The organism is Streptomyces sp. MJM8645, from assembly GCF_001625365.1.
Classification (GTDB): domain Bacteria; phylum Actinomycetota; class Actinomycetes; order Streptomycetales; family Streptomycetaceae; genus Kitasatospora.
Genome location: NZ_LJJF01000002.1, coordinates 1,333,414 through 1,355,906, shown reverse-complemented (window position 1 = coordinate 1,355,906; position 22,493 = coordinate 1,333,414). Strand labels below are relative to the sequence as shown.

Here is a 22,493-nt window from a genome sequence, read left to right as displayed (position 1 = left end):
GGACCGACCTGGCGGCTGAGGGCCACTGCGAAACGGCGGCCCGGAGTAATTCTTCCGGTAGCCGCGGAAGGGCGGAGAGGTATTCCGTCCCCTCCGTGGGCAGAACCCGCAACGAATAATTCGGGTTCAACGTTCAGAAACCAACCAGCGAACGAGGGGAACATGAGCCGGGCAAATCGAAATGGAAAGCTGATTGCACATGAGCGCAGGCGCGCGGAACGCGCGGCACGGGAAATTCTCGCGAAGCGTCGACGCCGTTTCATGGCATTCGGCCTCGTGCCCGCCGTCGTGACCTCTGCGGTGATCACAGGGGTCGTCGTGCAGACGTACCGGTCCCAGGACGACCGGCCCGCCCTGGCGCCCCTCGGAACGGTGGCCGGAGGCAAGGCCATCGAGGTGGGGGCGGAGAAGGCTCCGGCCACCCTGGAGGTCTACGAGGACTTCCGCTGCCCCGCCTGCCAGGCGGCCGAGGCGCGCCTCGGCGAGGTACTGCAGAAGTACGTGCAGTCCGGACGGCTGCGCCTGCAGTACCACCCCCTCGCGGCCATTGACGCCGGCCTTGGCGGGAAGGGTTCGCTGCGAGCGGCCAACGCCGTCGCGTGCGCGCAGGACCTGGCCAAATTCGCCCATTACCATGCCGTCCTCTTCTCCAACCAACCCGAGGAGAAGAACGACAGGTTCGCCGACCGTGCGGAACTCCTTCGGCTCGCCGAAAATGTCCCCGGACTGCGGACACCGGCTTTTGAGCAATGCGTCAACAAGGGAACGCACGAGGCTTGGGTGCGCACTGTCACGGAGGAGTTCCGCGACCACAAATTCCGGGGGACGCCGGCCATGCTGCTCAACGGCAAGCAGCTCGACGGGCGTGCCGGTGGGGCCATGGCCTCGAAGGAGGCGTTCGAGGGCGCGTTGCTCGAAGCCGTCGCCGAGGCCGGCGGGCCCTCACCGTCGCCCTCGGCGTCACTCCCCTCTTCGCCTGCGCAGCCGCCCGAGCATGCGGCCCGTCCGCGTTCGACGCCGAGTTCGGCCCCATCGCCCTGATCCGTACCGGCAGGCCCGCGCCAGGGGGGAGTCGGCGTGTGGCTATGGGTCTGCGTTCTCGGTGTGCGGGGGGTCGGCGGGGCGTTCGGTGGCGGCGGGGGTGAAGAGGCCGGTCGTCTCGGTGATCGCGAGCAGGCGCTCGACCTGGGTGCTGGCCGCGGTGATCGCGAGGGTGCGGCCGGTGCGGTGCGCGGTGCTGCGCAGGCCCAGCAGGAGGTTGAGGCCGGAGCTGTCGCAGAAGGGGACGGCGGACAGGTCGACGTCGAGCCCGGTGCCGCTGGCCCGCAGCGCGCGTCCGAGGGTCTCGTCCAGGCCGCCGACGACGTCGAGATCGATCTCGCCGCGGACTGTCGCACGGACCCGGTCCCCTTCGACGGCGAGCCGGACCAGCAGGCCCTTGGCGACGTGCAGGTCCGCGGGCAGGCTCCCGTCGGCCGGGGGCGGCGGGGGCGGCGCGGGGGGTGGAGGAGTCGGGGTCGGGGCAGCGGGACGCGCCACGGGCGGCTTACCGCGCATGGTCTCTTCTCCTGCCTGTGAGCCATGGGACGACATCTCCAGCGTCTGCCGAATCCCTTCTCACGTCAACCAATACGTGAACGGAAATTCGTCAATGGCAATGCGTGCAATCGGGTTCGGCCATGCGTGCCATCGGCGGCGTGGTCAGCGCAGCAGGACGGCCAGTAGCTCCGCCAGCGTCGGGCCGCTGTCGGCGGGGTGGCGCAGTTGCTTGCCGTCGATGACGCGGTAGACGTTCGAGCGCCCGACCCGGTGGTGGCTGAGATAGCCCGCCGCTTCGAGGTCGGCGATGATCCGCTGGACCGCTCGCTCGGTCAGCAGGCAGCTGGTCGCGATGTCACGCACCCTGATGCCCGGGTCCCGGGCGATCTGCACCAGGACGCGCGCGTGATTGGTCAGGAACGTCCACTGGCGCCCGATGGCCGACTGTTCTTCCACGCCCTCAGGATAGGGCGGTCGCGTTGGCTGAGACATGAGAGGAATTCGCGTGCTCCTTCCCGCTTTTCGTGGTCGCGGCGCGGTCTCGCGCACGGCCTGCATCCGCTCGCCGATCTCCCCCTTGTGGTCCTCCCGGTGGTCCTCCCGCAACAGGACGATGGCATCGTTCGACATTGCTCGTCTCCTCACTCAGAGGCTTCCCCTCCCGACTCCGGCGTGTCCCCCGCTGCCCCTGTGCCAAACACCGCACTCACACACCGCGCTCAAACACCGCGCGCCCCTGCCGAACACCGCTGACCTCCTGCTGCGGCGCCGACGGCCGCTCGCGCGCGGTTTGCCGGGCCGCCCATCGGGCAGCCGCCCCGCCGACACGAGCCGGGGGCCGACGGCCCGGCCGCCCCGCGCCGTTCCCAGGACGGAGACCGCGACATGCCCATCAACCCCGAAACCCCCCAGCCCGAGCCGCCCGCCGACCTCGGACCCGACGCCAAGGACACCACCGACGCCAAGGACGCCGCACTCGACGCCTTCCGCGCCCCGGACCCGGACGGCCCGCTCACCACCGACCAGGGTGTGCGCGTCGACGACACCGACAACTCGCTCATCATCGGCGACCGCGGCCCCACCCTGCTGGAGGACTTCCACCTCCGCGAGAAGCTCACCCACTTCGACCACGAGCGCATCCCCGAACGCGTGGTGCACGCCCGCGGCGCCGGCGCCTACGGCTTCTTCGAACCGTACGAGTCGCTCGCCGGGTTCACCTGCGCCGACTTCCTCCAGGAGGCCGGGCGCCGCACCCCGGTGTTCGTACGTTTCTCGACCGTGCAGGGCCCGCGCGGCTCCGCCGACACCGTACGGGACGTCCGCGGCTTCGCCACCAAGTTCTACACCCGGCACGGGAATTACGACCTGGTGGGCAACAACATGCCGGTGTTCTTCATCCAGGACGCCGTCAAGTTCCCGGACTTCGTCCACGCGGTGAAGCCCGAACCGCAGAACGAGATCCCCACCGGCGCCTCCGCGCACGACACCTTCTGGGACTTCTGCTCGCTCCAGCCCGAGTCCACCCACATGCTGATGTGGGTGATGTCCGACCGGGCGATCCCGCGCAGCTACCGGATGATGCAGGGCTTCGGTGTGCACACCTTCCGCCTGGTGAACCGGGACGGGCGCGGCACGTTCGTCAAGTTCCACTGGCGGCCGCGGCTCGGCGTCTGCTCCCAGGTGTGGGACGAGGCCCAGGTCACCGCCGGGCGGGATCCGGACTTCCACCGCCGGGACCTGTGGGAGGCGATCGCGGCGGGGGACTTCCCCGAATGGGAACTCGGTGTCCAACTGGTCACGGCGAAGGACGAGTTCGCCTTCCCCTTCGATCTGCTGGACCCGACGAAGCTGATCCCGGAGGAACTGGTGCCGGTGCGTCCGGTGGGGCGGATGGTCCTCGACCGCAACCCGCAGAACTTCTTCGCCGAGACCGAGCAGGTGGCCTTCCACACCGCCAACGTGGTGCCCGGGATCGACTTCACCAACGACCCGCTGCTCCAGGGCCGCAACTTCTCCTACCTGGACACCCAGCTGATCCGCCTGGGCGGCCCCAACTTCGGCCAGCTGCCCGTCAACCGCCCGCTGGCCGACGTGCGGACCAACCACCGCGACGGCTACGGCCAGCAGGCCATCCACCCGGGGACGAGTTACGCACCGAACTCGGTGGGCGGCGGCTGCCCGTTCACCATGGGCGGCGGCCACCTGCCGGAGGGGGTGTTCCAGCACTACCAGCAACGGGTCAACGGCAGGGCGATCCGGCGGCGCAGCCCCAGCTTCGCCGACCACTACAGCCAGGCCGCGCTGTTCTGGCGCAGCATGGCGGGCTGGGAGCAGCGGCACATCATCGCCGCGTTCGCGTTCGAGCTCGGCAAGGTGGGCGACGAGGAGGTGCGGCGCCGGATGGTCGGCAACCTGGTGCGCGTGGACCCCGACCTGGCGGCGGAGGTCGCCCGGCGCATCGGCGTGCCCGAACCGCAGCCGTCACCCGGAGACCGGGCGGCAGCGCGGGACGGCGACGAGTCGGCGGGCCCCCGGGTCTCCCCGGCGCTCAGCCTGGAGAACCTGCGCGGCAGCGGCATCCGTACCCGCAAGGTCGCCGTGCTGGCCGCGCCCGGGGTCGACGGCGGCCAGGTGCGGGCCGCGCACGAGCGGCTGGGCGCGCAGGGCGCCGTCGTGGAGACGCTGGCCGCGCACGGCGGTCACGTGGCCGCCCGTGGTGGTGACCCTCTGCCGGTGGACCGCCCGCTGCCCACCACCGCCTCGGCGCTGTACGACGCGGTGGTGGTTCCGGACGGCGCCGGGCCCGCGCTGGCCGCCGATCCGGACGCCGTCCGCTTCCTCGCCGAGGCGCTGCGCCACGGCAAGCCGGCGGCGCTGCTCGGCTCCGGCGTCGACCTGGCCCGGGCTGGCGGTTACGACGCGCCCGGGAGCCTGGCCGGCGTCGCGCTCCACGACCCGAAGGAGCCGGCGGATCCGGCGGATCCGGCCCTGTGGGAGGGCTTCGCCCGGCTGGTCGAGCGGCACCGCTTCCCGGACCGCTGACCCCGCAGCGGCGCCACGTCCGTGCCCGTGCCCGCCGGCGGGGCACGGGCACACGGCGGCCCCGACCGTTCGAGCCGGGGCCGCCGCCAGGGGAGGTGCGGTCAGGGGGGTGCGGTCAGGGGACGTGGACGGTGACGGGGCTCAGCCGGGGGTGATCCGGCCGCGCCAGCCACCCTCCTCCCGGCCCTGGTCCTCGATGAAGTCCTTGAAGCGCCGGAGGTCCCCCTTGACCCTGCGGTCGACCATGCCCAGCATGTCGCCGGTCTTCTCGGCCATCCCCTCCGGCTGGAAGTTGATGGCCAGGTTGATCCGGGTGTGCCGGTCGTCCAGTTCCTGGAAGGTGACGACGCCCTTCTGCCGCACGTCGCCGTCCGTCGTGCGCCAGGCGATCCGCTCGTCGGGCAGCTGGTCGATGATCTCGGTGTCGAACTCGCGGGTGACGCCGCCGATGCTGGTCCGCCAGTGGTTGTGGCGCTCGTCCAGCTGGGTCACCGCGTCGACGCCCTCCATGAAGCGCGGGAACTCCTCGAACTGGGTCCACTGGTTGTACGCGGCGTGCAGCGGCACGTCGACGTCGACCGTCTCCTTCACCATGCTCATCTGGGGCCTCCTCACGTGTGCGGTGGCCGAGCTTTTCCCGGCCGCCCGCGCGCCTGCCCGCTGCGCCGCGCCCTAACCCACCCGCGCGCCGCAGCACCGGCCACCCGGCCTGGCGCCGGCGCTACGGCGTGCGGCGGGCCTGGACCACGGCGCGCCCGGCCAGCGCGCCGCCGTAGACGGTGTAGCCGACGCCGATCAGCCAGGACTGGACGATCAGCACCGTCCCGACCGTCCCGTAGGAGACCGCGTTGGACACCAGCAGCGGCGCGAAGACCAGCCGGGAGAAGAGCCGCAGACCCGCCAGCGCCACCATGGTCGCGACGGCTCCGGGCAGCAGCTGCCTCGGCGGGACGCGTCCGGCGAGCAGCAGGTGCTGGAGCCACCAGAACAACAGGAGGCCGCCGACGGTCGTGACGGCGATGCGGAAGGAGGGCTGGACAGCCGAGTGGTGCCAGGGCATGCCGCTGGAGGCGGCCAGCACGATGTACCCGATCAGCCCGGCCAGGCCCAGGGTCTGGCGCCAGACCGCGTGCCACGGGCCGCGGTCGAGCTCCCACACGCGCTCGTAGACGCCCTGGACGGACGCCATCAACGAGACCCCGAAGACCGCCAGCGCGGCCAGGCCGAAGCCCGTGGTGGTGCTGAGCACCTGGCCCCGGGAGGCGAAGAGCCGGTGGACGGCGTCGGCGCCCGGCCCGCTCAGGCCGAGGCCGTCGGTGATCCACTCGGAGATCCCGCTGCCGCGCGAGGGGAAGGCCGCCGCGATGACGATCAGCAGCGGCACGAGGGTCACGAAGAAGAGCGCCGCGAAGGCCATCGAGCGCTGGAGCAGTTCGATGGTGCGGCCGTGTTCCCAAACGCCGACGACGGCCGCCCGCAGGACCTGCCACCAGCTGCGGGCGATCTCCGTCAACCGGCTGCGGCGGCGCATGCCGCTCAACCCGGGACGCCGCGCGGCGACGGCGACGGCGGGGACGGGGACGGGGACGGCGGGGACGGGGACGGGGACGGCGGGGACGGGGACGGGGACGGCGGGGACGGGGACGGGGACGGCGGGGACGGGGACGGGGACGGCGGGGACGGGGACGGGGACGGCGACGGTCGGTTCACGGCCACTGGATCCTCGCTGTGCTCGACGCCCACGGACGGACCTGCCCCGTCAGGATGCCACCGCGCGGGGCGCGTCCGGCGCTCCGGCGTCGCGACCGGCGCCCGGTGGCGCCGGGTGGCCGCGCACGGACACCGCTCCTCCCGGACGCAGAACACCCGCCCGGCAGGCCGCCGACAGGCCGTCAGCTCGCGGGCAGCCGTAGATCACACCACACCGTCTTGCCCGGCCCCGACGGGTGCCAGCCCCAGCGCAGGGTGAGCCGGCTCAGCAGGAACAGGCCGAGGCCTCCCGGTTCGTCCGGGGGGTGCGGGGGCCGGGGCAGCGGCGGGCGCGGGCTGGCGTCGCTGACCTCGATCCGCAGCCGGCCGGTGGCGCGGACCAGGAGCAGCGTCCCGGGCTCGCCGCCGTGGCGCAGGGCGTTGCCGACGAGTTCGGAGACCAGCAGGACGGCGTCGGCGACCAGCAGCGGGTCGCCGACGTCGGCCAGGAACTCGGTGGTGAAGGCCCGGGCGTCGGCGGCCGCCCCGGGGTGGGCCCGGAGCGGCAGCCGCTGCGCCCACGGCCTCGTGGGGAGCGGGCGTCCGGCGGAAGGCCGTGGTCCGGTCATGCGGTCGCGTCCTTCCCCGGCCCGGTGAGGGGCCCGTGGTCGTCGTGGGATCGGCTCCGGGGGCGTCGCGCCTCAGTGGCCGAACAGGTGGCGGATCCGGCCGCCGCGCGGGGGCTCGACCGGCAGGCCGACGTCCTGGCCGCCCTACTGGGCGGGGCGTTCCTCGGGCGGCGCGGGCTGCTCGCCCCCGTCGGGCGGGAGGGGTCGCTCGGGCGGGTCCGGCCGCACCACCGGCTGGGACCGCTGGTGGGCCGCCCGGTGCGCGGCCGGCCGGACGGGGCGTCGGGTTCGCCGGGACCGCCGGGCCGTCAGCACCATCAGGGCCAGGCCCAGGCAGAAGAGCAGGGCGAGGGCCAGCCCGGCGAGGAAGATGCCCAGACTGTCGAGCGCCGGCAGGCGGATGCCCAGCACCGTCGCCTGGTAGTCGGGCCCGCCGGAGAGGTTGTCCGCGATCAGCAGTCCGGCGAAGGCACCGGCCGCCGCCATCAGCAGGAGTCCTAGCAGCAACATGGGGAGTCCTCTCCGTCGTCCGGTTCCGGTCGCCCCCGCAGGGCCGCGCCTACCCGGGCGGGCCCGCGCCTAACGCCGCGCTTCGCGGGCCCGCTCCCGCTCCCGCTCAAGGCGAGGGGGCTACCGGGCAGGGGGCTACCGGCTCTGGACGGCGATCAGGCAGGTGTCGTCGTCGGTGTCGGCGGGGCTGAGCTCCAGCAGCCGGTCGAGGTAGCGCTCCAGGTCGGGGCCGGGGGCTCCGGCGGCGCGGATCAGCTGGTCGACGGACTCCTCGACCGGACGGTCCCGGCGTTCGACCAGGCCGTCGGTGTAGAGGACCAGGACGTCGCCCGGCGGCAGGTGGGCGGTGTGCTCCTCGTACCGGGCGTCGTCCAGGGCGCCGAGGAGCACGCCGTGCGGCAGCGGCAGCACCTGGGCGCCGTCCGCTCCGACCAGGATCGGGGGCAGGTGCCCGGCCCGCGCCCAGCGCAGTTCGCCGACGGCCGGGTCGATGAGCACGCAGACGGCCGTCGCGGTGATCTGGCCGGGTTCGCGCAGGGCGACGGTGTTGGCCCACTCCAGCATCCGGGCCGGGCCGGCCCCGGTGACGGCGAGGCCGCGCAGCACGTGCCGCAGGGCGACCATGCCGGTGGCCGCGCCGACGCCGTGCCCGGCGACGTCCCCGACGGTGAGCAGCACCCGCTTGTCGGGCAGCAGCAGCACGTCGTACCAGTCGCCGCCGACCCGGTCGTGCTGGGCGGCGGGGCGGTAGCGGACGGCGGCCCGCAGGCCGGCCGGGCCGAGCGGGGGCGGAGCGGCGGGCAGGAGGGCCTGCTGGAGCCGCAGCGCCAGTCGCTCGCTGTCGGCGGTCTCCTGCTCGCTGTCGGCCAGGCGCGCCCGGGTCGCCCCGAGCGCGACCTCCGTACGGTGCTGGGCGGACACGTCGTGGAAGGCACCGCGCACCCCGGTGAGCCGGCCGTGGTCGTCGAGGAGGGGCTCGGCGATCACCCGGGTGTACCGGTGGGTGCCGTCCTGGTGGGCCAGGCGGACGACGGCGGAGGCGGTCCGGTGCCGGCGCTGGACGGTGTCCAGCAGGCGCCGGATCGCGGGCTCGTCGTCGGGGTGGGCGTGCCGGGCGAGCTGGGCCAGCGGGACCGGGTCGGTGTCGGGCGGCAGCCCGTAGATCTCGTGCAGGCCGTCGCTCCAGCGGATCCGGCCGTCGGCCGGGCACTCCTCGAACCCGGCCACCCGGGCCAACCGCTGGGCCTGGCGCAGCAGGGCGCTCTGCTCGGCCTCACCGGCCCGCGCGGTCTCCGTCTGCCAGCCGACCAGCACGCGGCCGCCGACGGGGGCCGCCGCGAGCAGGACGGTGGCGGGAAGCACGAGTCCGCCCTGCTGGAAGACCAGCCGGACCTGCTCGCCGGGCAACGGGACTCCGGTCTCGTGCACCCGGATCAGCCGTTCGAAGAGGCCGCCGGCGCACGCGGCCGGGTAGACCTCCAGGAGCGAGGTGCCCTCCAGCGTGTCCCGGGGGCGGCCCAGTGGATCGCGGAAGTGCGCGTTGGTCCGCAGGAGCGTGAAGTCGGCGACCTCTCCTCGGCGGACGACCGGCTCCAGCAGCAGGGCCGGGGTGGGCAGGCCCTCCAGGAGGGCGGTGTCGTCGCCGGGCGGGACGGGGACGGGGGTGGGGGCCGGGGCGGGGGCGGCGCCGGCTTCGACCAGGAGGGTCGCGCAGAGGTCGGCGAGGGCGTGGAGCCGACGGCGTTGGGGCCCGCCGAGCACGGGGCCGGGTGCGGGGGCGGGGCCGGGTGCGGGCCACAGGACCTCCAGCGCGCCCCGGCGGCGGCCTGCGTCGATCAGCGGGAGGACGGCCCGGGCCGAGCCGACCCCCACCGACGGGCCTGCGGTCTCCAGATCGCCGGGCCACAGCTCCGCGCCGCCGACCACGACGCGCTGGGCCGGGGTGGGGACGCCGGGTGGCACCCGGCTCCAGGCGTCGGCCTCGGCGGCGGGCAACCCGGCGTGCGCAGCGAGGGCGAGCACACCGCCCGGCAGCCGCAGCCACAGCGCGACGGCGTGCGCGCCGAGCGCGTCCGCCGTCTGCTCCAGGACGGCTTCGGCGGCGCCTTGCAGATCGGCGACGGCGGCCAGCGCGGGCGTCACGGGGTCGGCTGTGCCCGCGAGCGGCCCGGGTGGCTGGCCGCGTGCCTGGCCCGACACCCCGGCGATGTCGGCGGCCAGGGCCGCCACGGGCACGGCGGCCTCCCGGGCGAGCCTGGCGAGTCGGGCGGCGGCTTCGGCGGGGAGCAGGCCGAGGCGTTCGGCCAGGATCCCGGTGGCCAGGTCGACGGCGGCGCGGGCGCGAGCGTCGGCTCGCACCCGGGCGGCGGTGCTCTGGAGCCGGCGCACGGTTTCGGCGAGGGCCCGGGCCGTGGTGTCCGAGGGCTCATGCCCGGCGGTCATGGCGTGTCCAGCCAGTGCCGCATCCGGCCGAGCAGGTGTCGGGTGTCGACGGGTTCGCCCGGACGCAGGCGCTGCGGCGGTGCGTCCCCGACCGGGCGGCCGGAGGCGCTGGCCGTCGCCACCTCGGACATCGAGCGGACCTGACCGGTCAGGTTGGAGGCCATCACGTTGACGTTGTCGGAGAGGTCCTTCCACACTCCGGAGATGCCCTTGACGGTGGTCTGGCCGCGCAGGTTGCCGACGGTGCCGACCTCCCGGGCGGCCCTGGTCACCTCGCCGGCGAACGCGGACAGCTGGTCGGCCATGGTGTTGAAGACCGTCGCGATCTCCCCGAGCACGCCGGGCCGCTCGGGCGCGAGCCGGGTGGCGAAGTCCCCGTCGCGCACGGCGGTCAGCCCGGCGCGCAGGTGCCGCAGGGCCTGCTCGGCCGGATCGGCGCCGGGTGCCGGCCGCTCGTCCATCCGTTCCACCGCCCGGGTCCGCCGCACGCCCGGGGTGCCCGACCGGGCGCCCCGACCCCGGGGCGGCGGGCCGCCGCCCTGCTCCCACTGTGCCACCGGAGGGCGAAGGGCGACAGGCAGGACAGGTGTCGGTCCGACGGGCCGGGGCCCGGGGCGGCGGGCCGCGCGTTCACTCCGGTGGCGCGTCCCGCAGCACGAAGACCTCGACGGCCCCGGTCAGTTCGAGCATCCGCAGGACCAACGGGCGGGGGCGGGCCAGTTCGAGCCGGCTGCCCTCGACAACCGCGCGGGCGTGGGCCCGGAGCATCGCGTTGAGCCCCGTGGAGTCGCAGAACTCCAGGCCCGCGCAGTCGAGCACGATGACGGTCAGCGGCGCGGCCAGGGCCGCGTCGAGGGCCGTGTGCAGGGCGCCGACCGAGTCGAGGTCGAGTTCGCCGTCCAGCGCGAGGACGGTGCCGCCGGCCCACGGCCGGGCCCGTGCGGTGAACCCGCCCGGCCCCGGGGCACCCGGCGCCGGGGCACGGCCGGTCGGTGGTCGGCGGGTCATGGTGTCGGCTCCTTCCGTTACCGGCCGGTCGGGCGGTTCACGCCGTACGGTACGCATCCGCTCGGGCGGGTGCGGGGCGCAGCCCGTGGCCGGGGGCGCCGTCCGCGCCGGGGGTGACGGTGCCGCCCGCCGGGTCGGGGGTGCCGTCGAAGGGCAGCCGCTCGATCCGGACGTGGTCGGAAACCTTCGGGGACACGGTCTTCCTCCTTCATCACGCTTCATCACGCTTCGCCCAGGGCGGCCCCCCGCAGCGCGGCTATCCGCTGCGGGGGGCCGGAAACGCCCGGGAGGGAGGGAAATCAGCGCGGCGCCTCGGGTTCAGCGGCTCCCTCGTCGTCCGCTCCACAGTCGTCCGCTCCCTCGGGTTCGGCCGGACCTGCGGGTTCGTCCGCCCAGCCGGGGGCGTCGCGGTCCTCCAACTGCTCGCGCAGGCTGGTGAGGGTGGCGGTGAGCAGGCGGGAGACGTGCATCTGGGAGACGCCGATGCGCTCGGCGATCTGGGACTGGGTCCAGCCGTCCCAGAAGCGCAGTTTGAGCACCGTCTGATCGCGGCACGACAGGCGGGCGAGCAGGGGGCGCACAGCGGTGCGGAAGTCCGCGAGTTCGATGCCGGGGTCGCAGGCCCCCAGGCGGTCGAGCATGGCGCCGCCGCTCTCGTCGAGGTCCTGCTCGCGCGGCGCGTCCAGCGAGTCGGGCCGGTAGACGCGGCCGGCGACCAGGCCCTCGGTGGCCTCCTCGACGGTGATGTGGAGGTCCTCGGCGATCTCGTCGGGGTGCGGGAGGCGGCCGAGTTCCTGCTCCAGCCGGTCGGATCCGCGGGCCACGGTCAGGTACAGCTCCTGCATGCCGCGCGGGACCCGGACCGGCCAGGAGGTGTCGCGGAAGAAGCGCTTGATCTCGCCGGCGATGGTGGGGATGGCGTAGGTGACGAACTCGACGCCGCGCTGCGGGTCGTAGCCGTCGACGGCCTTGATCAGGCCGATCGTGCCGACCTGGAGGATGTCGTCCATGTCCTCGGCGCGGTGGCGGAAGCGGGCGGCGATGAAGCGCACCAGCGGCATGTTGAGTTCGATGATCGTGCCGCGCACGTAGCTGTACGCGTGCGTTTCGCGGGCGAGTGCGGCCAGGCGCTCGAACAGCGCGTCGCTGAGCTCGCGTGCCTCGTACTTGCCCATCGCACGCAGTTGCGCGTCCGTCGGGCGGGGTGGCACGTCGGGCGGCAGGCCGGACGTCGGGGCGGCCGTCCGGTCGGTGGGGCGACCGGTTTCCAGCATGGTGGACACGGTGGCTCTCTCCTGGGGCATCGGGGCGAACGCCCGGCACCGCGAGCGGCTCGCGCCGAACGCGACGGGCTGCTTTCCGGAGGACCTGTGCCCGGCTTCCGTCGGGCGACGGCCCCGGTGGCACCCGGCGAGGGTGCGGACGCGACTGGCTGCGATCCATGGCCGCGTCATGCGTCCTCTACCCGACACACGACTTCCAATTCATGTTTTGGGCGGTTTATTGCCTTATCTACAGATAAACGCGTATGACGATCATGCCGCTGACGAGGACCACGCCGGTGATGACGACCGCCCCGGCGGCCCCGGGCCCGGACACCGAGCCGCCGCCCCAGCCGCACCCCAGTCAGCTCTGACCCCCCGGTTCCCGGAGGGTCAGAGCTGGAGGGCGCCGGGGTCCACCGGGGGCGCGACCTCCAGCCAGACCAGCTTCCCCTCGCCCTCGGGCAGGCAGCCCCAGTCGCGCGCCAGCCGGTTCACCACCCGCAGGCCGTGGCCGCCGGGACGGCCCGGGTCCGCGAACGGGCGCAGCCGCGGCGCGGCCGGGCTGGCGTCCGAGACCTCCACCCGCAGCCGCTCGCCGTCCCAGCCCAGCCGCAGTTCCCGGGGACCGCCGGGCGCGTACAGGCACGCATTGGTGACCAGCTCCGACACCATCAGCAGGACGTCCTCCGCCGCCGCCAGCCGCCCGGCATCCGGCGCGGGCAGCCAATGCCAGGCGAGCAGCGCCGCCCGGCTGAAGTCCCGGGACCGCTGGACCGCGCCCTCACTGCCGGCCAGCACGAGCCGCCTGGTCCGGTCGGAGCCGCCCGGCCGTCGGTCAGAGCCGCCCGGCCCCCGGCCGGAAGCCGTCGCCCTCCGGCCGGAGTCCTTCGGCAACGCTCCTTCCCCGGGGCTCTTCATGCCGGGCTCTCCTCACTCCACGTCGTCGCGGCCGCGCTGCGGCGGGTCTGCGGTCTTCAGAACGACGTCGAGGTCGGGGTGGATGCGCAGCACCGTGTCGGCCTCCGTGATCGCGAACAGCCTCGCCACCACGGGCCTCGGACCGACGAGTTCCAGCCGCAGACCGGCCGCCTCGACGTCCAGGCGTGCGCGCAGCAGCAGGTTCAGCCCGCTGGAGTCGCAGAACCACAGGCCGGTGAGATCGACGACGATCCGTTCCTCGCCCCCGGCCACCGGACGGGAGAGCGCCGCCCACAGCCCGTTCGCGCTGCCGTGGTCCAGTTCGCCGTGGACGGAGACCACCCGCACGCGGCCCTCCCGGCGCACCACGACGCGCAGGCCGCCGACTTGCTGCTCCCCCTCACCCCCGCTGAGCTGCTCGGCCGGCCGTGGCATGGAGGGCTCCCGGTCCGGTCGCGGCGGCGTCCTGTCGTCCCGACCGCCATCCCGCGCGGCGGTTCGGGTCGCGCGTCCGGCCCGGACCGGACGGACCGCCGCCCCGGGCACGGCCACCGCCCCGGGCAACGCCGGGCCCACCACCCGCTCCTCATCCATGCCCCGCGTGTGCCCGCAGCCACGGTGGCTACACGTGTGCCGGCGTTCTCCACCGTCGGGCACGTCGGCCTGTTCCTGACCGCCACGGCGGTGTACGTGGCTGGCCATACGGGAGCCAAGGCCGCGCTGTTCGGCCTCGGCGCGCTGGCCCTGGCCGGGCTGCCGCCGTTCGGCACCGGGCTCGGCAAGACCGTCGCCGAGGAGGTCGCCGGGCGCGAACTCGGTCGGCTACCCGCCGTGTTCGGGCTGGTCTCGGCGCTCACCGGCGGCGCGGCGCCGGCCGTACCCGCAGCGTCGGCTCCCGAGACCTGGTGGACGGCCTCCGGGATCGGGCTGGGCCTGCTCTCCGCCCTGATCGCGGTCGACTTCGCCGTTGCCGTCGCCGTCGCCGTCGTGCGCCGCGACCCCAGGCGCGGCACCGGCGGGCCGTACCGGACGACCGTCCGGCCGCTGCGCCGCCTCCACTCCGGGCTGCTCGGCGACTACGTGGCGCTGCTGGTCGCGCTCACGGCACAGCTGTGAACGCGAGCGTTCCGACCCGTCGACCGTTTCCAGACCCTCGGCCGTTTCCGCCCCGTCGGCCGTTTCCGCCCCGTCGGCCCGGGTAGCCGCGCGACGCCGGACGAAGCCCGGCAGACGCCAGGGAGGCCGCCCGTGCGAGTGAATGGCGCGAGACCGGCCCGGCGGCGCCACCCGACCCGGGTGGTCCTGCCCCGGGCGCGCCCCGTCGTGTCCGACGGGTCCGGAGGCCGCGTGCCGGCCGGGCTGCGGACCGCCGCCGGGTACACCTGGCGACTGCTCCTGCTCGGGGTGGCCGCCTACTTGGCCGTCGCCGTCCTCGGCCGGCTCCAGTTGCCGGTCATCGCCGTGTTCCTGGCGCTGGTCATCACCTCGGTCCTGCGGCCGTTCGTCGACCTGCTGGCACGGGCGCTGCCCCGCTCGGTCGCCGTCCTGCTGGCCCTCGTGTGCGCCATCGTGGTCGTGGCCGGCGTTCTCGCCCTGGTGGGGACGACCGTCGCCGGCGAGTGGGGCCGGCTGGGCACCGAACTGCGCGGCGGCCTCGGGCGGATCGACCACCTGCTCACCGGCGCCCCCTTCCACCTGCGGGCCGGCACCGTCACCGACCTGCGGGCGAAGCTCGGCGAGTTCCTCACCGCCCACCGCTCGGCGCTGCTCAGCACCGCGCTCAGCGGGGCGAGCCGGGTCGTCGAAATGCTCACCGGGCTGGCGCTCGCGGTGTTCTGCTCGGTGTTCTTCCTCCACTCCGGCGACCGGATGTGGTGCTGGGCGCAGCGCCAGCTCCCGGCCCGGTCACGACCTGCCTGGACCCGCGCGGGGCACGCCGCGTGGCACACCTTCGCCGGCTACACCCGGGGCCTGCTGATCGTGGCGGCGACCAACGCGGTGCTGGTCGGCGTCGCGCTGGCCGTCCTGCGGGTGCCCCTCGTGCTGCCACTGATCGTGCTGGAGTTCGTCGCGGCGCTCATCCCGCTGATCGGCTCCCCCATCGCGCTGGCCGTCGCCGCGCTGGTCGCCCTGGCGGCCCGCGGCCCGCTGGTCGCGCTGCTGGTGCTCGGACTGATCGTGGTCATCGGCCAGGTCGAGGGCCATCTGCTGCACCCTCTGGTCATGAGCTGGTCCGTCCGGATCCACCCGGTGGCGATCGCGCTGTCGGTGATCGGCGGCGCCGTACTGGCCGGTGTCCTCGGCGCGGTGGTGGCGGTGCCGGTGGTGTCGGTCGCCTGGGCGGTGATCTGCGAACTCCGCGACCACGACCCACCACCCCGCCCGGGCCCACGAACCCGCCCCCCAGCGGCACACCACGGGCAGCCGCCCCGCCAACCCCCCGAACGCCGCCCCCCACACCGCCCCGCCCCCGGCCGCGGCCCCCGGTGATCGGACTGATCACACCACGACGGCCCGAAGGGTCGAATCCGCGCCGGGATTGCACGCGGGCCGTTCCCTTCCGGTCCGGGCGTCGTTGGGCAGGTGATTGACGTGATCCGGCCCGGACGGTCCGCGCATTGCCAGGTGACCCGCCCAGGGCTCGACCCATTGGCATGACGAGGGAGACTGACGATGAAGCTGAGTGTTCGACGCGGACTGCTGGCGGCGACCGCCACGGTCGGCCTGATCCTGGCGGCGGCCGCGCCGCAGGCCACGGCGGCCGGCCCGCAGCACCCCGCCTCCACCACCAGTACCGAGCAGGCGGGCGGGCAGCGGGTGGCGCCGGGGGATCCGGTCCGCGACGGGAGCCCGGACTCCGCGGTCGACCGGGTCGCCGACTTCTACGGCGCCTACATCGACGCCGTCTCCGACGGCACCGACAACCTGTCGGACGGCCTGCGCGCCCACTACCTCACGGCGGACTTTCAGCAGCGGCTGGCCGCCTGGGAGCAGGCCAACCACGCCGACGGCGTCCTCCGCGCCCAGGACGTGCCCACCCACTGGGAGGTTCGGTACCACGACTCCGGAGCCGGCCACCTGTTCACCACCGTCACGCTCACCTGGGGCACCGGCCCCAACGCCACGCACACCAAGCTGGCCGTGCAGAGCGACCTGAGCACCAAGCTCATCTCGGACATCGAGGACGCCCCGGCCGGATACTGACATCAGTCTGGACCGGATGACGGAGCGGACGGTGGGAACGCGGGCGGCGGACGACATCGTGTGAGAACGAAGCCGCCGATCCGCCTCCCGCCGACTGCCGTCAGTGGTGGGACCGGCCCCGAGCCGGTCCCACCACTGCCATCGCCGCATCGTCCGAGGTACACCCGCGCCGTTCTGCCGCCGGCGAAAAACCGGCCCGACCGGGCTCGACGCTCACTACAGTCCGGTCCCATGACGACGGTTACCACGCGCACGGTCGAGTACCCGGCCGACGGCCTCACGATGATCGGGCACCTCGCGCTCCCGGCCGGTACCGGCCGCCGACCCGCGGTCCTGGTCGGGCCCGAGGGGCCGGGGCTGAACGACTTCCAGCGCCGCCGGGCCGACGCCCTCGCCGAACTCGGCTACGTGGCAATGGCCTTCGACATCAACGGCGGGCGCTGGTTCACCGACCCGCAGGAGATGCTGGCGCGCATCACTCCCCTGCTCGCCGACCCCGACCGGATGCGCGGCATCGGCCACGCGGCGCTCGACGTGCTGCTCGCCGAACCGCGGACCGACCCCGACCGGATCGCCGCCATCGGCTACGGCACCGGCGGCGCGATCGCCCTGGAACTCGGGCGCGACGGCGTCGACCTGCGCGCGATCGGCACGGTCAACGCCCTGACCACGGGCCGACCGGGCGAGGCGGCGCGCATCCGCTGCCCCGTCTGGGCCGGGGTCGGATCGGAGGACCCGATCATGCCGCCCGCGCAACGGGACGCGTTCGCCGCCGAGATGCAGGCCGCGGGCGTCGACTGGCGCCTCGTGGTCTACGGCGGCGCGCTGCACGCCTTCCACCACCCGACGGTCGGCCACGCCGTGCTCCCCGGCGTCGGCCACCACCCCCGGCACGCTCAGCGCGCCTGGCACGACATCGTCGCCCTGCTCGCCGAGTGCCTGCCCGTACCGGAGTGACCCGATCGGCGGACCCGACCTGCCCGGCGAGTCAGGCGAGCCGGGCGAGTCAGACGTCGGCTTCTGCGATCTGACGCACCAGGTGATCGCCCTCGAACCAGCGGCTCAACAGCTGGTGAACCGGGTCCGGACTCCCCGCCTGGTCTCCACGGCCCCAGCCCCAACCGGCTCCCTGGGCGGGCGGCGTGCCGCCGGTCATCGCGGCCAAGCGGATCAGCGCCGTCTCGGTAGCGCCCGCGTCCTCCTTCCCGAGGGCCCACATGAACACCTGCGGATCCGCGGCGGCCGCCAGGACCGGGGAGAGCCCGCAGCCGGCCGAGTACCACAGGGTGTTTCCACGGCGACGCGCGTCCCGGAACTGCTCGGTCCACGTCCTCTCGTTTCTCGTTCGCCTGGCCACGTTGCCCGACCTGCCGATGTACAGCACCGGATGACCGACTGCCCCCGCGTCCACCCAGACATAGATGCCCGATCCGGTCACCTCGTCCGGGCTCTCCGGCCCGATCGCCGCACGTATCGTGCCGATGTCCATGCACCCCTCCCAGGTCTCACGAAGGACGCCGACTGTACTGATCGGCCCCGGCGTACTGACAGCCGGGGCCGACCGACATCCCCTGGCCGACCTGTCCCGCCCACGGCGGCCACCTCGACGGGGCACCGCTGTTGCCGGGCGTCGGCGGTTCGACGGTTCGGGTCAGCCGGTCCGGAGCAGGGTGCGCAGCTCGGCGGTGTCGATGATGTGGGCCCGCGAGGGGAGGACCTTCTGCAGCAGGGCGTCGTGGACTTCGGTGTCCGGGTCGGCGACGCCGTCGGACAGGACGTAGAGCCGGTAGTCGCGGTCGGCCGCGTCAAGGACGGTGGACAGGACGACACCGCTGGTACTGACGCCGGAGACGACCAGGGTGGTGATGCCGCGCTCGCGCAGCTGCTGGTCGAGGTCGGTGGTGGACATGCCGCCGAAGCGGGTCTTGCGCACGACGAGGTCGCCGTCCCGGGGGGCCAGGCGCTCGTGGACGGCCGTGGCAGGGTCCTCGTGGTGCATGACGCGGTGTCGGGCCAGCGGGGCGAAGGACTTGTTGGTGGCCGGGGTCGCGTCCCAGTCGGCCTCGGTGAAGCCGACGCGTACGTAGGCGATGGTGCCGCCGCTGGTGCGGACGTCGGCGATGGCCGCTTCCACGCGGTCGAGCAGGGCTTCCCGGCCTCCGCCCTCGGGCAGAGCGGCCAGGATCGCGGGCTGGCAGTCCAGGACGAGCAGAGCGGTGTGCTCGGGGTCAAGTGCGGGGGCGGTACTCACGCGATTGTTCTCCTTGCTTGGCGGCACCCGGTCGGTACGGGGACACGATTCGGCGGACCGAAAGCCACTCCCCCCACACAACCGATCGGCGATCAGAAGCATCAAAGCGCGCCTCATCCCCGGGGATCAAACAACCCCAGGACCATCAACCCACAACCACCAGTTGTACCTATAGAGTGCCGCCATGGACCTCGACACCGTTCGGACCTTCGTCGCCGCCGCCGACGCGGGGCAGTTCCAGGAGGCCGCCGCCGAGCTGGCCGTCACCCAGCAGGCCGTCTCCAAGCGCATCGCCGCGCTGGAGCGCAACCTCGGCGTGCGGTTGTTCACCCGCACCGCGCGCGGGGCCGAGCTCACCATCGACGGGCAGGCGTTCCTGCCCCACGCGCGCGAGCTGCTGCGCGCCGCCGAGCGCGCGGTCGAGTCCGTGCGCCCGGGCCGGCGTCCGCTGCGCGTCGACGTGATCAACTCGCGCGGCGCGGCGTCGGGCCTGATGCGCGGCTTCCACCGCGCGCATCCCGAGATCGACCTCGACGTGATGATGCTGTTCGAGATCGAGACGGCCGTCACCGCCATCCGCTCCGGTGCGATCGACGCGTCCTTCCGCGCCGTCGTCGCGCCCGGCCGGCCCCTTCCCGAGGACATCGAGTCCGTCCGGGTGATCGACGAACCGCTCCAGCTCCTCACCGGTCCCGCCCACGCCCTGGCGGGTGCCCGGTCGGTGACCGTCGCCCAGCTCGCCGGGCACCGGATCTGGATGCCCGGCATCGTCCCCGGTACCGAGTGGGGCGCCTACTACGACGACCTCGTCGCCGAGTTCGGCCTCACCATCGAGGCGACCGGCCCCAACTTCGGCTCCGACGCGCTCCTCGACACCATCGCCGATACCCCGGCCCTGGCCACCTTCATGGGCGAGCACACCCGCCTCGCCTGGCCCGCCGACCACGGCCTGCGCCGCATCCCGGTGACCAGCCCGACGCCCGTCTACCCCCACTCACTCCTCTGGCACCGCGACAACCCCCACCCGGCCCTGACCATCCTCCGCACCCACCTCGCCGCCACCACGACCGGTCACTACGCCGCCGACACCTGGACACCGGACTGGGTCCTTCCGCGCTGAACGCCACCGCAGTTGGTTCCCGCGTACGGCGTCGGGCGGTGCGGTGGCCGCTCGGGAGCGGGCACCGCACCGCCCGACGGCGGGGGGCTGTGGGCCGTGGGCCGTGGGTCAGCGCACGGTCACGGTGAACACGGGGGAGGCGACGTCTCCGCTGACGATGCGCAGCTCGTTCAGGCCCTTGATGCCGAGCTTCACGCCGAGCGAGTAGGAACCGTTGTGGTTGGTGGGGACGGAGGCCGGCAGGGTGACCCACTTGCCGTGCTGCTTCTGCTGCAGGGTCACCTTGGTGCCCGCCTTGAGGCCGGTGGTGGTGCCGTTGACCCGGAACAGCTGCCAGGCCTGGACGGACGTGACGGACGGCTTGGCGGTGATGCCGGCCTGCGCGGCGGCCTGCTGCGCCGTCGCCTGCTGCGTGGTGGAGGTGGGGTAGGCGGCCGGGGCGGCCGCCATGGCGGCGGTGCCCGCCAGCCCGAGGGAGAGCACGGCGACGGTGGTCACGGCGGCCAGGCGCAGGGAGTTCCGCTTAGGGACGATCACGGGTGCCCCTTTCAAGGGGAGGTGATTGCTCGGCCCGAAGAGCACGGTCGGCGCGATTCGGGCTCTGTCATCTGTAGGGACGCCGCGCTCCACACTTCGGTTGTGAGCGGATCGTCACCGCCTTGTAACAGTCGGCGATGCCTCGGAGTTCCCAACACCCGCGCACACGAGCGGAATTGGCGCATCCTCTTCTGCGAACGCGACGGCCCCCCTCGACGGCCCGCGCGGGCAGCCGGGCAGCCGGGCAGCCGTCCTTGGATGAACAAGTCCGAAGTCAGGCTCTCAGTGACGGTCGCCGAGGCTGGCGACCACGGCGGCCAGTCGGTCCATGGCATGCGCCACACCGAGCCCGTCCATGTAGTCGCGGACGTGCACGATCCGGCCGTTGCGGACCCGGATCACCAGGAGGCCGGGAATGCTGAAGGTCTGGCCGGTTGTGGTCACGGTCCCGGTGACGACCTGCTCGACGGTGATCACCTCGGGGTCGGTGCTCTCGTGCACGGCGACTTCGCGGATCTCCTGCGGTTGCGCCGGGCTGGCGCCCCAGGCCGCCCGGTAGCCCGCGCGGACCTCTTCGCGACCCTGGTAACACGCGGGCATGCCGGGGAAGAGGAACGGGAACTCGTGGACGGCGTCGACGGTGTAAAGATCGGCCAGGTCGTCCGCTGACTTGTCGAGCATCGCCCGCTGGTAGCGGGCCAGGACCTCACGAGGGCCAGGGCTGGCGGGGGTGGTGTCCGGCATGGCGCTTGGGCTCCGTTCGGTCAACGCGGGACTGAGCTCTGTCGATCGATGGGCCGGGAGTTCGGGCGCACGGATGCGACGAAGGCCCCAAGACCCGGTTGTGACACCCGACTTGGAGACCCGCTTGACCGCACTCTACGTGAAGATCGACGCCGAGATCGGAGGAACGCGACGGATGGGACGACCGCCCCGGTCGAGAGTGCCGTCGTCGTGCTGGAGTGCGCGGTGCATGGACACACCGTCCACAGCGAGCAGCCCTACGACAACCGCCAGTGGCCTGATGAACGTCAATGCGAAGGCCACGGCCGCGCCGGCCCGCCCCTACCGACACCGCGCCAGCCAGGTCGCGATCTCGTCCACCACCGCCGGCTCCACGTGCCCCGGTCGCGCGTATTCGGCCGGGGTGGCACGGCCGGTGCCGGGGAGGAAGAGGTGGTTAGCGTCCTGGTGGACCCTGATCGCCACCTCGGGCCGGTCTGCCAGGGCGGCCTGCCAGCGCGTCAGGTCGTCGGCGATGGTGACCTGGTAGTCCCGGCCGCCCTGGAGGATCAGCATCGGGCGGGCGAGTGCGGCCGCCGTGGCCACCGGGTCGTACGCGCGCAGGTCGAGCCAGTAGGCGGCGGAGAGTCCGAACGGCAGCAGCTCCGACGGTGTGTCGGGCTTGAGTTCGGGGCCGGCCACCAGCGCGGCCTGCCGGGCCAGCGCCGCCACCGCGTCGTCGATGCCCGGGCCGGGGGCGAGCGCCGCGAGGTGGCGGGCCACCCGGACGGCCGCCTCGTGCATCGGCTGGGCGTCCGCGGCGAGCAGCACCAGTCCCGCGATCGACGGGTCGGCGGCGGCGATTCGGGGCGCCACCTTGCCGCCCATGCTGTGGCCGAGCAGGTGGATCCGGTCCGCGGCCACCCCGGGCTGTCGCCGGAGCAGTTGGACGGCGGCGAGCGCGGGCGGCAGGTACTCGTCGGCCATGGTGAAGTCCGAGGGCAGGTGGTCCGGGTGCGCGAAGGTGGCCTTGTCGAAGCGCAGCACGGCCACCTGCCGGCTGGCGAGCCCCCAGGCGAGGTCCTTGAGCGGCTTGTTGGGGCCGCTGCTCTCGTCCCGGTCGAACGCGCCGCCGCCGCTGAGCAGTACGACGGCGGGCCACGGTCCGGGGCCGGCGGGCAGGCTCAGCGTGCCGGGTACGGCGAGCGGACCGGTGCCGAGCCGGACTTCCCCTTCGGTGAACCGGGCCTGGTCCGCGTACGGCGGCGACTGCCACTCGGCGCCGTCGTCCTGGGCGAGCCGCAGACCGTGCAGCAGGCCGTCGGCGCCGACCGACGTGACCACGGTGAAGCTGCCGTCCGCGCAGGTCACCGGGATTCGGACGCGCACCGGGTCGGCCTCTCCGGGCTCGCTCACCGGCTCCCCGACCGCCCTGACCCCTCCCCGTCCCGCGGCCTCGGCCGCCCAGGCGAGCCGCAGCGCTTCGGCGGATACGGCAGCGTGCAGGGGCGGTGCGAACAGTTCCACGGTCTCGGCGAAACTCTCCGCGCGCAGTAGCGCGGCGAAGTCCCGTGCCACGTCCAGCGCCCCTGCCCCTGTGTCTGCCCCGGCTCCTG

The 22,493-nt window shown here is 73.8% G+C and carries 24 protein-coding genes and 1 pseudogene; 7 read left to right on the top strand and 18 right to left on the bottom strand.

Annotated elements, in window-relative coordinates; translation table 11 throughout:
- Positions 1-162 precede the first annotated feature (162 nt).
- Positions 163-1,041 (top strand): thioredoxin domain-containing protein, encoded by an 879-nt coding sequence (locus tag A6F73_RS36300; protein ID WP_079136565.1) that lies wholly within the window; start codon positions 163-165, stop codon positions 1,039-1,041.
- Positions 1,042-1,083: 42 nt separating this feature from the next.
- On the opposite strand, the gene A6F73_RS36295 is transcribed toward A6F73_RS36300, so the two are convergent.
- Together A6F73_RS36295 and A6F73_RS36290 are read right to left on the bottom strand one after the other, a co-directional pair.
- Positions 1,084-1,557 (bottom strand): STAS domain-containing protein, encoded by a 474-nt coding sequence (locus A6F73_RS36295; RefSeq protein ID WP_063352572.1) that lies wholly within the window; start codon positions 1,555-1,557, stop codon positions 1,084-1,086.
- A 144-nt stretch (positions 1,558-1,701) separates the two neighbouring features.
- Positions 1,702-2,031, bottom strand: coding sequence for a helix-turn-helix domain-containing protein (locus A6F73_RS36290; protein ID WP_079136635.1), 330 nt, complete (start codon positions 2,029-2,031; stop codon positions 1,702-1,704).
- A 393-nt stretch (positions 2,032-2,424) separates the two neighbouring features.
- Between A6F73_RS36290 and A6F73_RS36285 the strand changes: the two genes are divergently transcribed.
- On the top strand, positions 2,425-4,581 hold the full coding sequence (locus tag A6F73_RS36285; protein WP_063352570.1) for a catalase: 2,157 nt from the start codon (positions 2,425-2,427) through the stop codon (positions 4,579-4,581).
- Positions 4,582-4,722: 141 nt separating this feature from the next.
- Here A6F73_RS36285 and A6F73_RS36280 read toward each other — a convergent pair whose 3' ends face one another.
- The 11 genes and pseudogenes from A6F73_RS36280 to A6F73_RS36235 form a co-directional block, all read right to left on the bottom strand.
- Complete coding sequence (locus A6F73_RS36280) at positions 4,723-5,181, bottom strand: SRPBCC family protein (RefSeq protein ID WP_063352569.1); 459 nt, start codon at positions 5,179-5,181, stop codon at positions 4,723-4,725.
- Positions 5,182-5,302: 121 nt separating this feature from the next.
- Complete coding sequence (locus tag A6F73_RS36275; RefSeq protein ID WP_079136563.1) at positions 5,303-6,112, bottom strand: YhjD/YihY/BrkB family envelope integrity protein; 810 nt, start codon at positions 6,110-6,112, stop codon at positions 5,303-5,305.
- Between the two features lie 361 nt (positions 6,113-6,473).
- Positions 6,474-6,899 carry an ATP-binding protein gene (locus A6F73_RS36270; RefSeq protein WP_063352568.1) on the bottom strand — a complete coding sequence of 142 codons (426 nt, stop codon included), beginning with the start codon at positions 6,897-6,899 and terminating at the stop codon, positions 6,474-6,476.
- Positions 6,900-7,043: 144 nt separating this feature from the next.
- On the bottom strand, positions 7,044-7,409 hold the full coding sequence (locus A6F73_RS42680; RefSeq protein WP_063352567.1) for a hypothetical protein: 366 nt from the start codon (positions 7,407-7,409) through the stop codon (positions 7,044-7,046).
- A 135-nt stretch (positions 7,410-7,544) separates the two neighbouring features.
- Positions 7,545-9,851 (bottom strand): SpoIIE family protein phosphatase, encoded by a 2,307-nt coding sequence (locus tag A6F73_RS36260; protein ID WP_063352566.1) that lies wholly within the window; start codon positions 9,849-9,851, stop codon positions 7,545-7,547.
- Positions 9,848-10,312, bottom strand: coding sequence for a HAMP domain-containing protein (locus A6F73_RS36255; protein WP_063352565.1), 465 nt, complete (start codon positions 10,310-10,312; stop codon positions 9,848-9,850). The genes A6F73_RS36260 and A6F73_RS36255 overlap by 4 nt, the downstream gene beginning before the upstream one ends.
- A gap of 169 nt (positions 10,313-10,481) precedes the next feature.
- Positions 10,482-10,859 carry an STAS domain-containing protein gene (locus A6F73_RS36250; protein WP_063352564.1) on the bottom strand — a complete coding sequence of 126 codons (378 nt, stop codon included), beginning with the start codon at positions 10,857-10,859 and terminating at the stop codon, positions 10,482-10,484.
- 37 nt (positions 10,860-10,896) lie between these two features.
- Positions 10,897-11,037: pseudogene (locus A6F73_RS41085) on the bottom strand (mandelate racemase); the annotation flags it as partial.
- Positions 11,038-11,158: 121 nt separating this feature from the next.
- Positions 11,159-12,133: a SigB/SigF/SigG family RNA polymerase sigma factor gene (locus A6F73_RS36245; protein ID WP_244293862.1), complete on the bottom strand. Its 975-nt coding sequence runs from the start codon at positions 12,131-12,133 to the stop codon at positions 11,159-11,161.
- A 381-nt stretch (positions 12,134-12,514) separates the two neighbouring features.
- Positions 12,515-13,042, bottom strand: coding sequence for an ATP-binding protein (locus A6F73_RS36240; protein WP_079136561.1), 528 nt, complete (start codon positions 13,040-13,042; stop codon positions 12,515-12,517).
- Positions 13,043-13,054: 12 nt separating this feature from the next.
- The gene (locus tag A6F73_RS36235) at positions 13,055-13,477 is read right to left on the bottom strand and encodes an STAS domain-containing protein (protein ID WP_063352561.1); all 423 of its coding nucleotides are present in this window, start codon (positions 13,475-13,477) and stop codon (positions 13,055-13,057) included.
- A 183-nt stretch (positions 13,478-13,660) separates the two neighbouring features.
- Between A6F73_RS36235 and A6F73_RS42675 the strand changes: the two genes are divergently transcribed.
- The 4 genes from A6F73_RS42675 (at position 13,661) to A6F73_RS36215 (ending at position 17,203) form a co-directional block, all read left to right on the top strand.
- A complete protein-coding gene (locus tag A6F73_RS42675) occupies positions 13,661-14,158 on the top strand; it encodes a hypothetical protein (RefSeq protein WP_208869257.1) in 498 nt (165 codons plus the stop codon).
- A gap of 231 nt (positions 14,159-14,389) precedes the next feature.
- Positions 14,390-15,532 (top strand): AI-2E family transporter, encoded by a 1,143-nt coding sequence (locus A6F73_RS36225; protein WP_063352559.1) that lies wholly within the window; start codon positions 14,390-14,392, stop codon positions 15,530-15,532.
- Between the two features lie 183 nt (positions 15,533-15,715).
- Entirely contained in the window at positions 15,716-16,246 is a 531-nt protein-coding gene (locus tag A6F73_RS36220; protein ID WP_063352558.1) for a hypothetical protein, read from the top strand.
- 231 nt (positions 16,247-16,477) lie between these two features.
- On the top strand, positions 16,478-17,203 hold the full coding sequence (locus A6F73_RS36215; RefSeq protein ID WP_063352557.1) for a dienelactone hydrolase family protein: 726 nt from the start codon (positions 16,478-16,480) through the stop codon (positions 17,201-17,203).
- Positions 17,204-17,252: 49 nt separating this feature from the next.
- Here the strand turns inward: A6F73_RS36215 and A6F73_RS36210 are convergent, their stop codons facing one another.
- Positions 17,253-17,735: a hypothetical protein gene (locus A6F73_RS36210; RefSeq protein ID WP_063352556.1), complete on the bottom strand. Its 483-nt coding sequence runs from the start codon at positions 17,733-17,735 to the stop codon at positions 17,253-17,255.
- A gap of 162 nt (positions 17,736-17,897) precedes the next feature.
- Positions 17,898-18,497, bottom strand: a complete 600-nt coding sequence (locus A6F73_RS36205) for a cysteine hydrolase (RefSeq protein WP_063352555.1) — start codon at positions 18,495-18,497, stop codon at positions 17,898-17,900.
- A gap of 184 nt (positions 18,498-18,681) precedes the next feature.
- Between A6F73_RS36205 and A6F73_RS36200 the strand changes: the two genes are divergently transcribed.
- On the top strand, positions 18,682-19,617 hold the full coding sequence (locus A6F73_RS36200; protein WP_063352554.1) for a LysR family transcriptional regulator: 936 nt from the start codon (positions 18,682-18,684) through the stop codon (positions 19,615-19,617).
- Between the two features lie 108 nt (positions 19,618-19,725).
- Here the strand turns inward: A6F73_RS36200 and A6F73_RS36195 are convergent, their stop codons facing one another.
- The 3 genes from A6F73_RS36195 to A6F73_RS36185 all read right to left on the bottom strand — a co-directional run bounded on the left by A6F73_RS36195 (position 19,726) and on the right by A6F73_RS36185 (position 22,455).
- Entirely contained in the window at positions 19,726-20,154 is a 429-nt protein-coding gene (locus A6F73_RS36195; RefSeq protein WP_063352553.1) for a hypothetical protein, read from the bottom strand.
- Positions 20,155-20,436: 282 nt separating this feature from the next.
- A complete protein-coding gene (locus A6F73_RS36190) occupies positions 20,437-20,898 on the bottom strand; it encodes a nuclear transport factor 2 family protein (protein WP_063352552.1) in 462 nt (153 codons plus the stop codon).
- Between the two features lie 321 nt (positions 20,899-21,219).
- Positions 21,220-22,455, bottom strand: a complete 1,236-nt coding sequence (locus A6F73_RS36185) for an alpha/beta hydrolase (protein WP_244293830.1) — start codon at positions 22,453-22,455, stop codon at positions 21,220-21,222.
- Between the last annotated feature and the right edge of the window lie 38 nt (positions 22,456-22,493).

Coding starts and splice junctions, on each gene's coding strand:
- A6F73_RS36300 (WP_079136565.1), top strand. CDS start 163: ATGAGCCGGGCAAATCGAAATGGAAAGCTGATTGCACATGAGCGCAGG.
- A6F73_RS36295 (WP_063352572.1), bottom strand. CDS start 1,557: ATGCGCGGTAAGCCGCCCGTGGCGCGTCCCGCTGCCCCGACCCCGACT.
- A6F73_RS36290 (WP_079136635.1), bottom strand. CDS start 2,031: ATGTCTCAGCCAACGCGACCGCCCTATCCTGAGGGCGTGGAAGAACAG.
- A6F73_RS36285 (WP_063352570.1), top strand. CDS start 2,425: ATGCCCATCAACCCCGAAACCCCCCAGCCCGAGCCGCCCGCCGACCTC.
- A6F73_RS36280 (WP_063352569.1), bottom strand. CDS start 5,181: ATGAGCATGGTGAAGGAGACGGTCGACGTCGACGTGCCGCTGCACGCC.
- A6F73_RS36275 (WP_079136563.1), bottom strand. CDS start 6,112: ATGCGCCGCCGCAGCCGGTTGACGGAGATCGCCCGCAGCTGGTGGCAG.
- A6F73_RS36270 (WP_063352568.1), bottom strand. CDS start 6,899: ATGACCGGACCACGGCCTTCCGCCGGACGCCCGCTCCCCACGAGGCCG.
- A6F73_RS42680 (WP_063352567.1), bottom strand. CDS start 7,409: ATGTTGCTGCTAGGACTCCTGCTGATGGCGGCGGCCGGTGCCTTCGCC.
- A6F73_RS36260 (WP_063352566.1), bottom strand. CDS start 9,851: ATGACCGCCGGGCATGAGCCCTCGGACACCACGGCCCGGGCCCTCGCC.
- A6F73_RS36255 (WP_063352565.1), bottom strand. CDS start 10,312: ATGGACGAGCGGCCGGCACCCGGCGCCGATCCGGCCGAGCAGGCCCTG.
- A6F73_RS36250 (WP_063352564.1), bottom strand. CDS start 10,859: ATGACCCGCCGACCACCGACCGGCCGTGCCCCGGCGCCGGGTGCCCCG.
- A6F73_RS36245 (WP_244293862.1), bottom strand. CDS start 12,133: ATGCTGGAAACCGGTCGCCCCACCGACCGGACGGCCGCCCCGACGTCC.
- A6F73_RS36240 (WP_079136561.1), bottom strand. CDS start 13,042: ATGAAGAGCCCCGGGGAAGGAGCGTTGCCGAAGGACTCCGGCCGGAGG.
- A6F73_RS36235 (WP_063352561.1), bottom strand. CDS start 13,477: ATGCCACGGCCGGCCGAGCAGCTCAGCGGGGGTGAGGGGGAGCAGCAA.
- A6F73_RS36220 (WP_063352558.1), top strand. CDS start 15,716: ATGAAGCTGAGTGTTCGACGCGGACTGCTGGCGGCGACCGCCACGGTC.
- A6F73_RS36215 (WP_063352557.1), top strand. CDS start 16,478: ATGACGACGGTTACCACGCGCACGGTCGAGTACCCGGCCGACGGCCTC.
- A6F73_RS36210 (WP_063352556.1), bottom strand. CDS start 17,735: ATGGACATCGGCACGATACGTGCGGCGATCGGGCCGGAGAGCCCGGAC.
- A6F73_RS36200 (WP_063352554.1), top strand. CDS start 18,682: ATGGACCTCGACACCGTTCGGACCTTCGTCGCCGCCGCCGACGCGGGG.
- A6F73_RS36190 (WP_063352552.1), bottom strand. CDS start 20,898: ATGCCGGACACCACCCCCGCCAGCCCTGGCCCTCGTGAGGTCCTGGCC.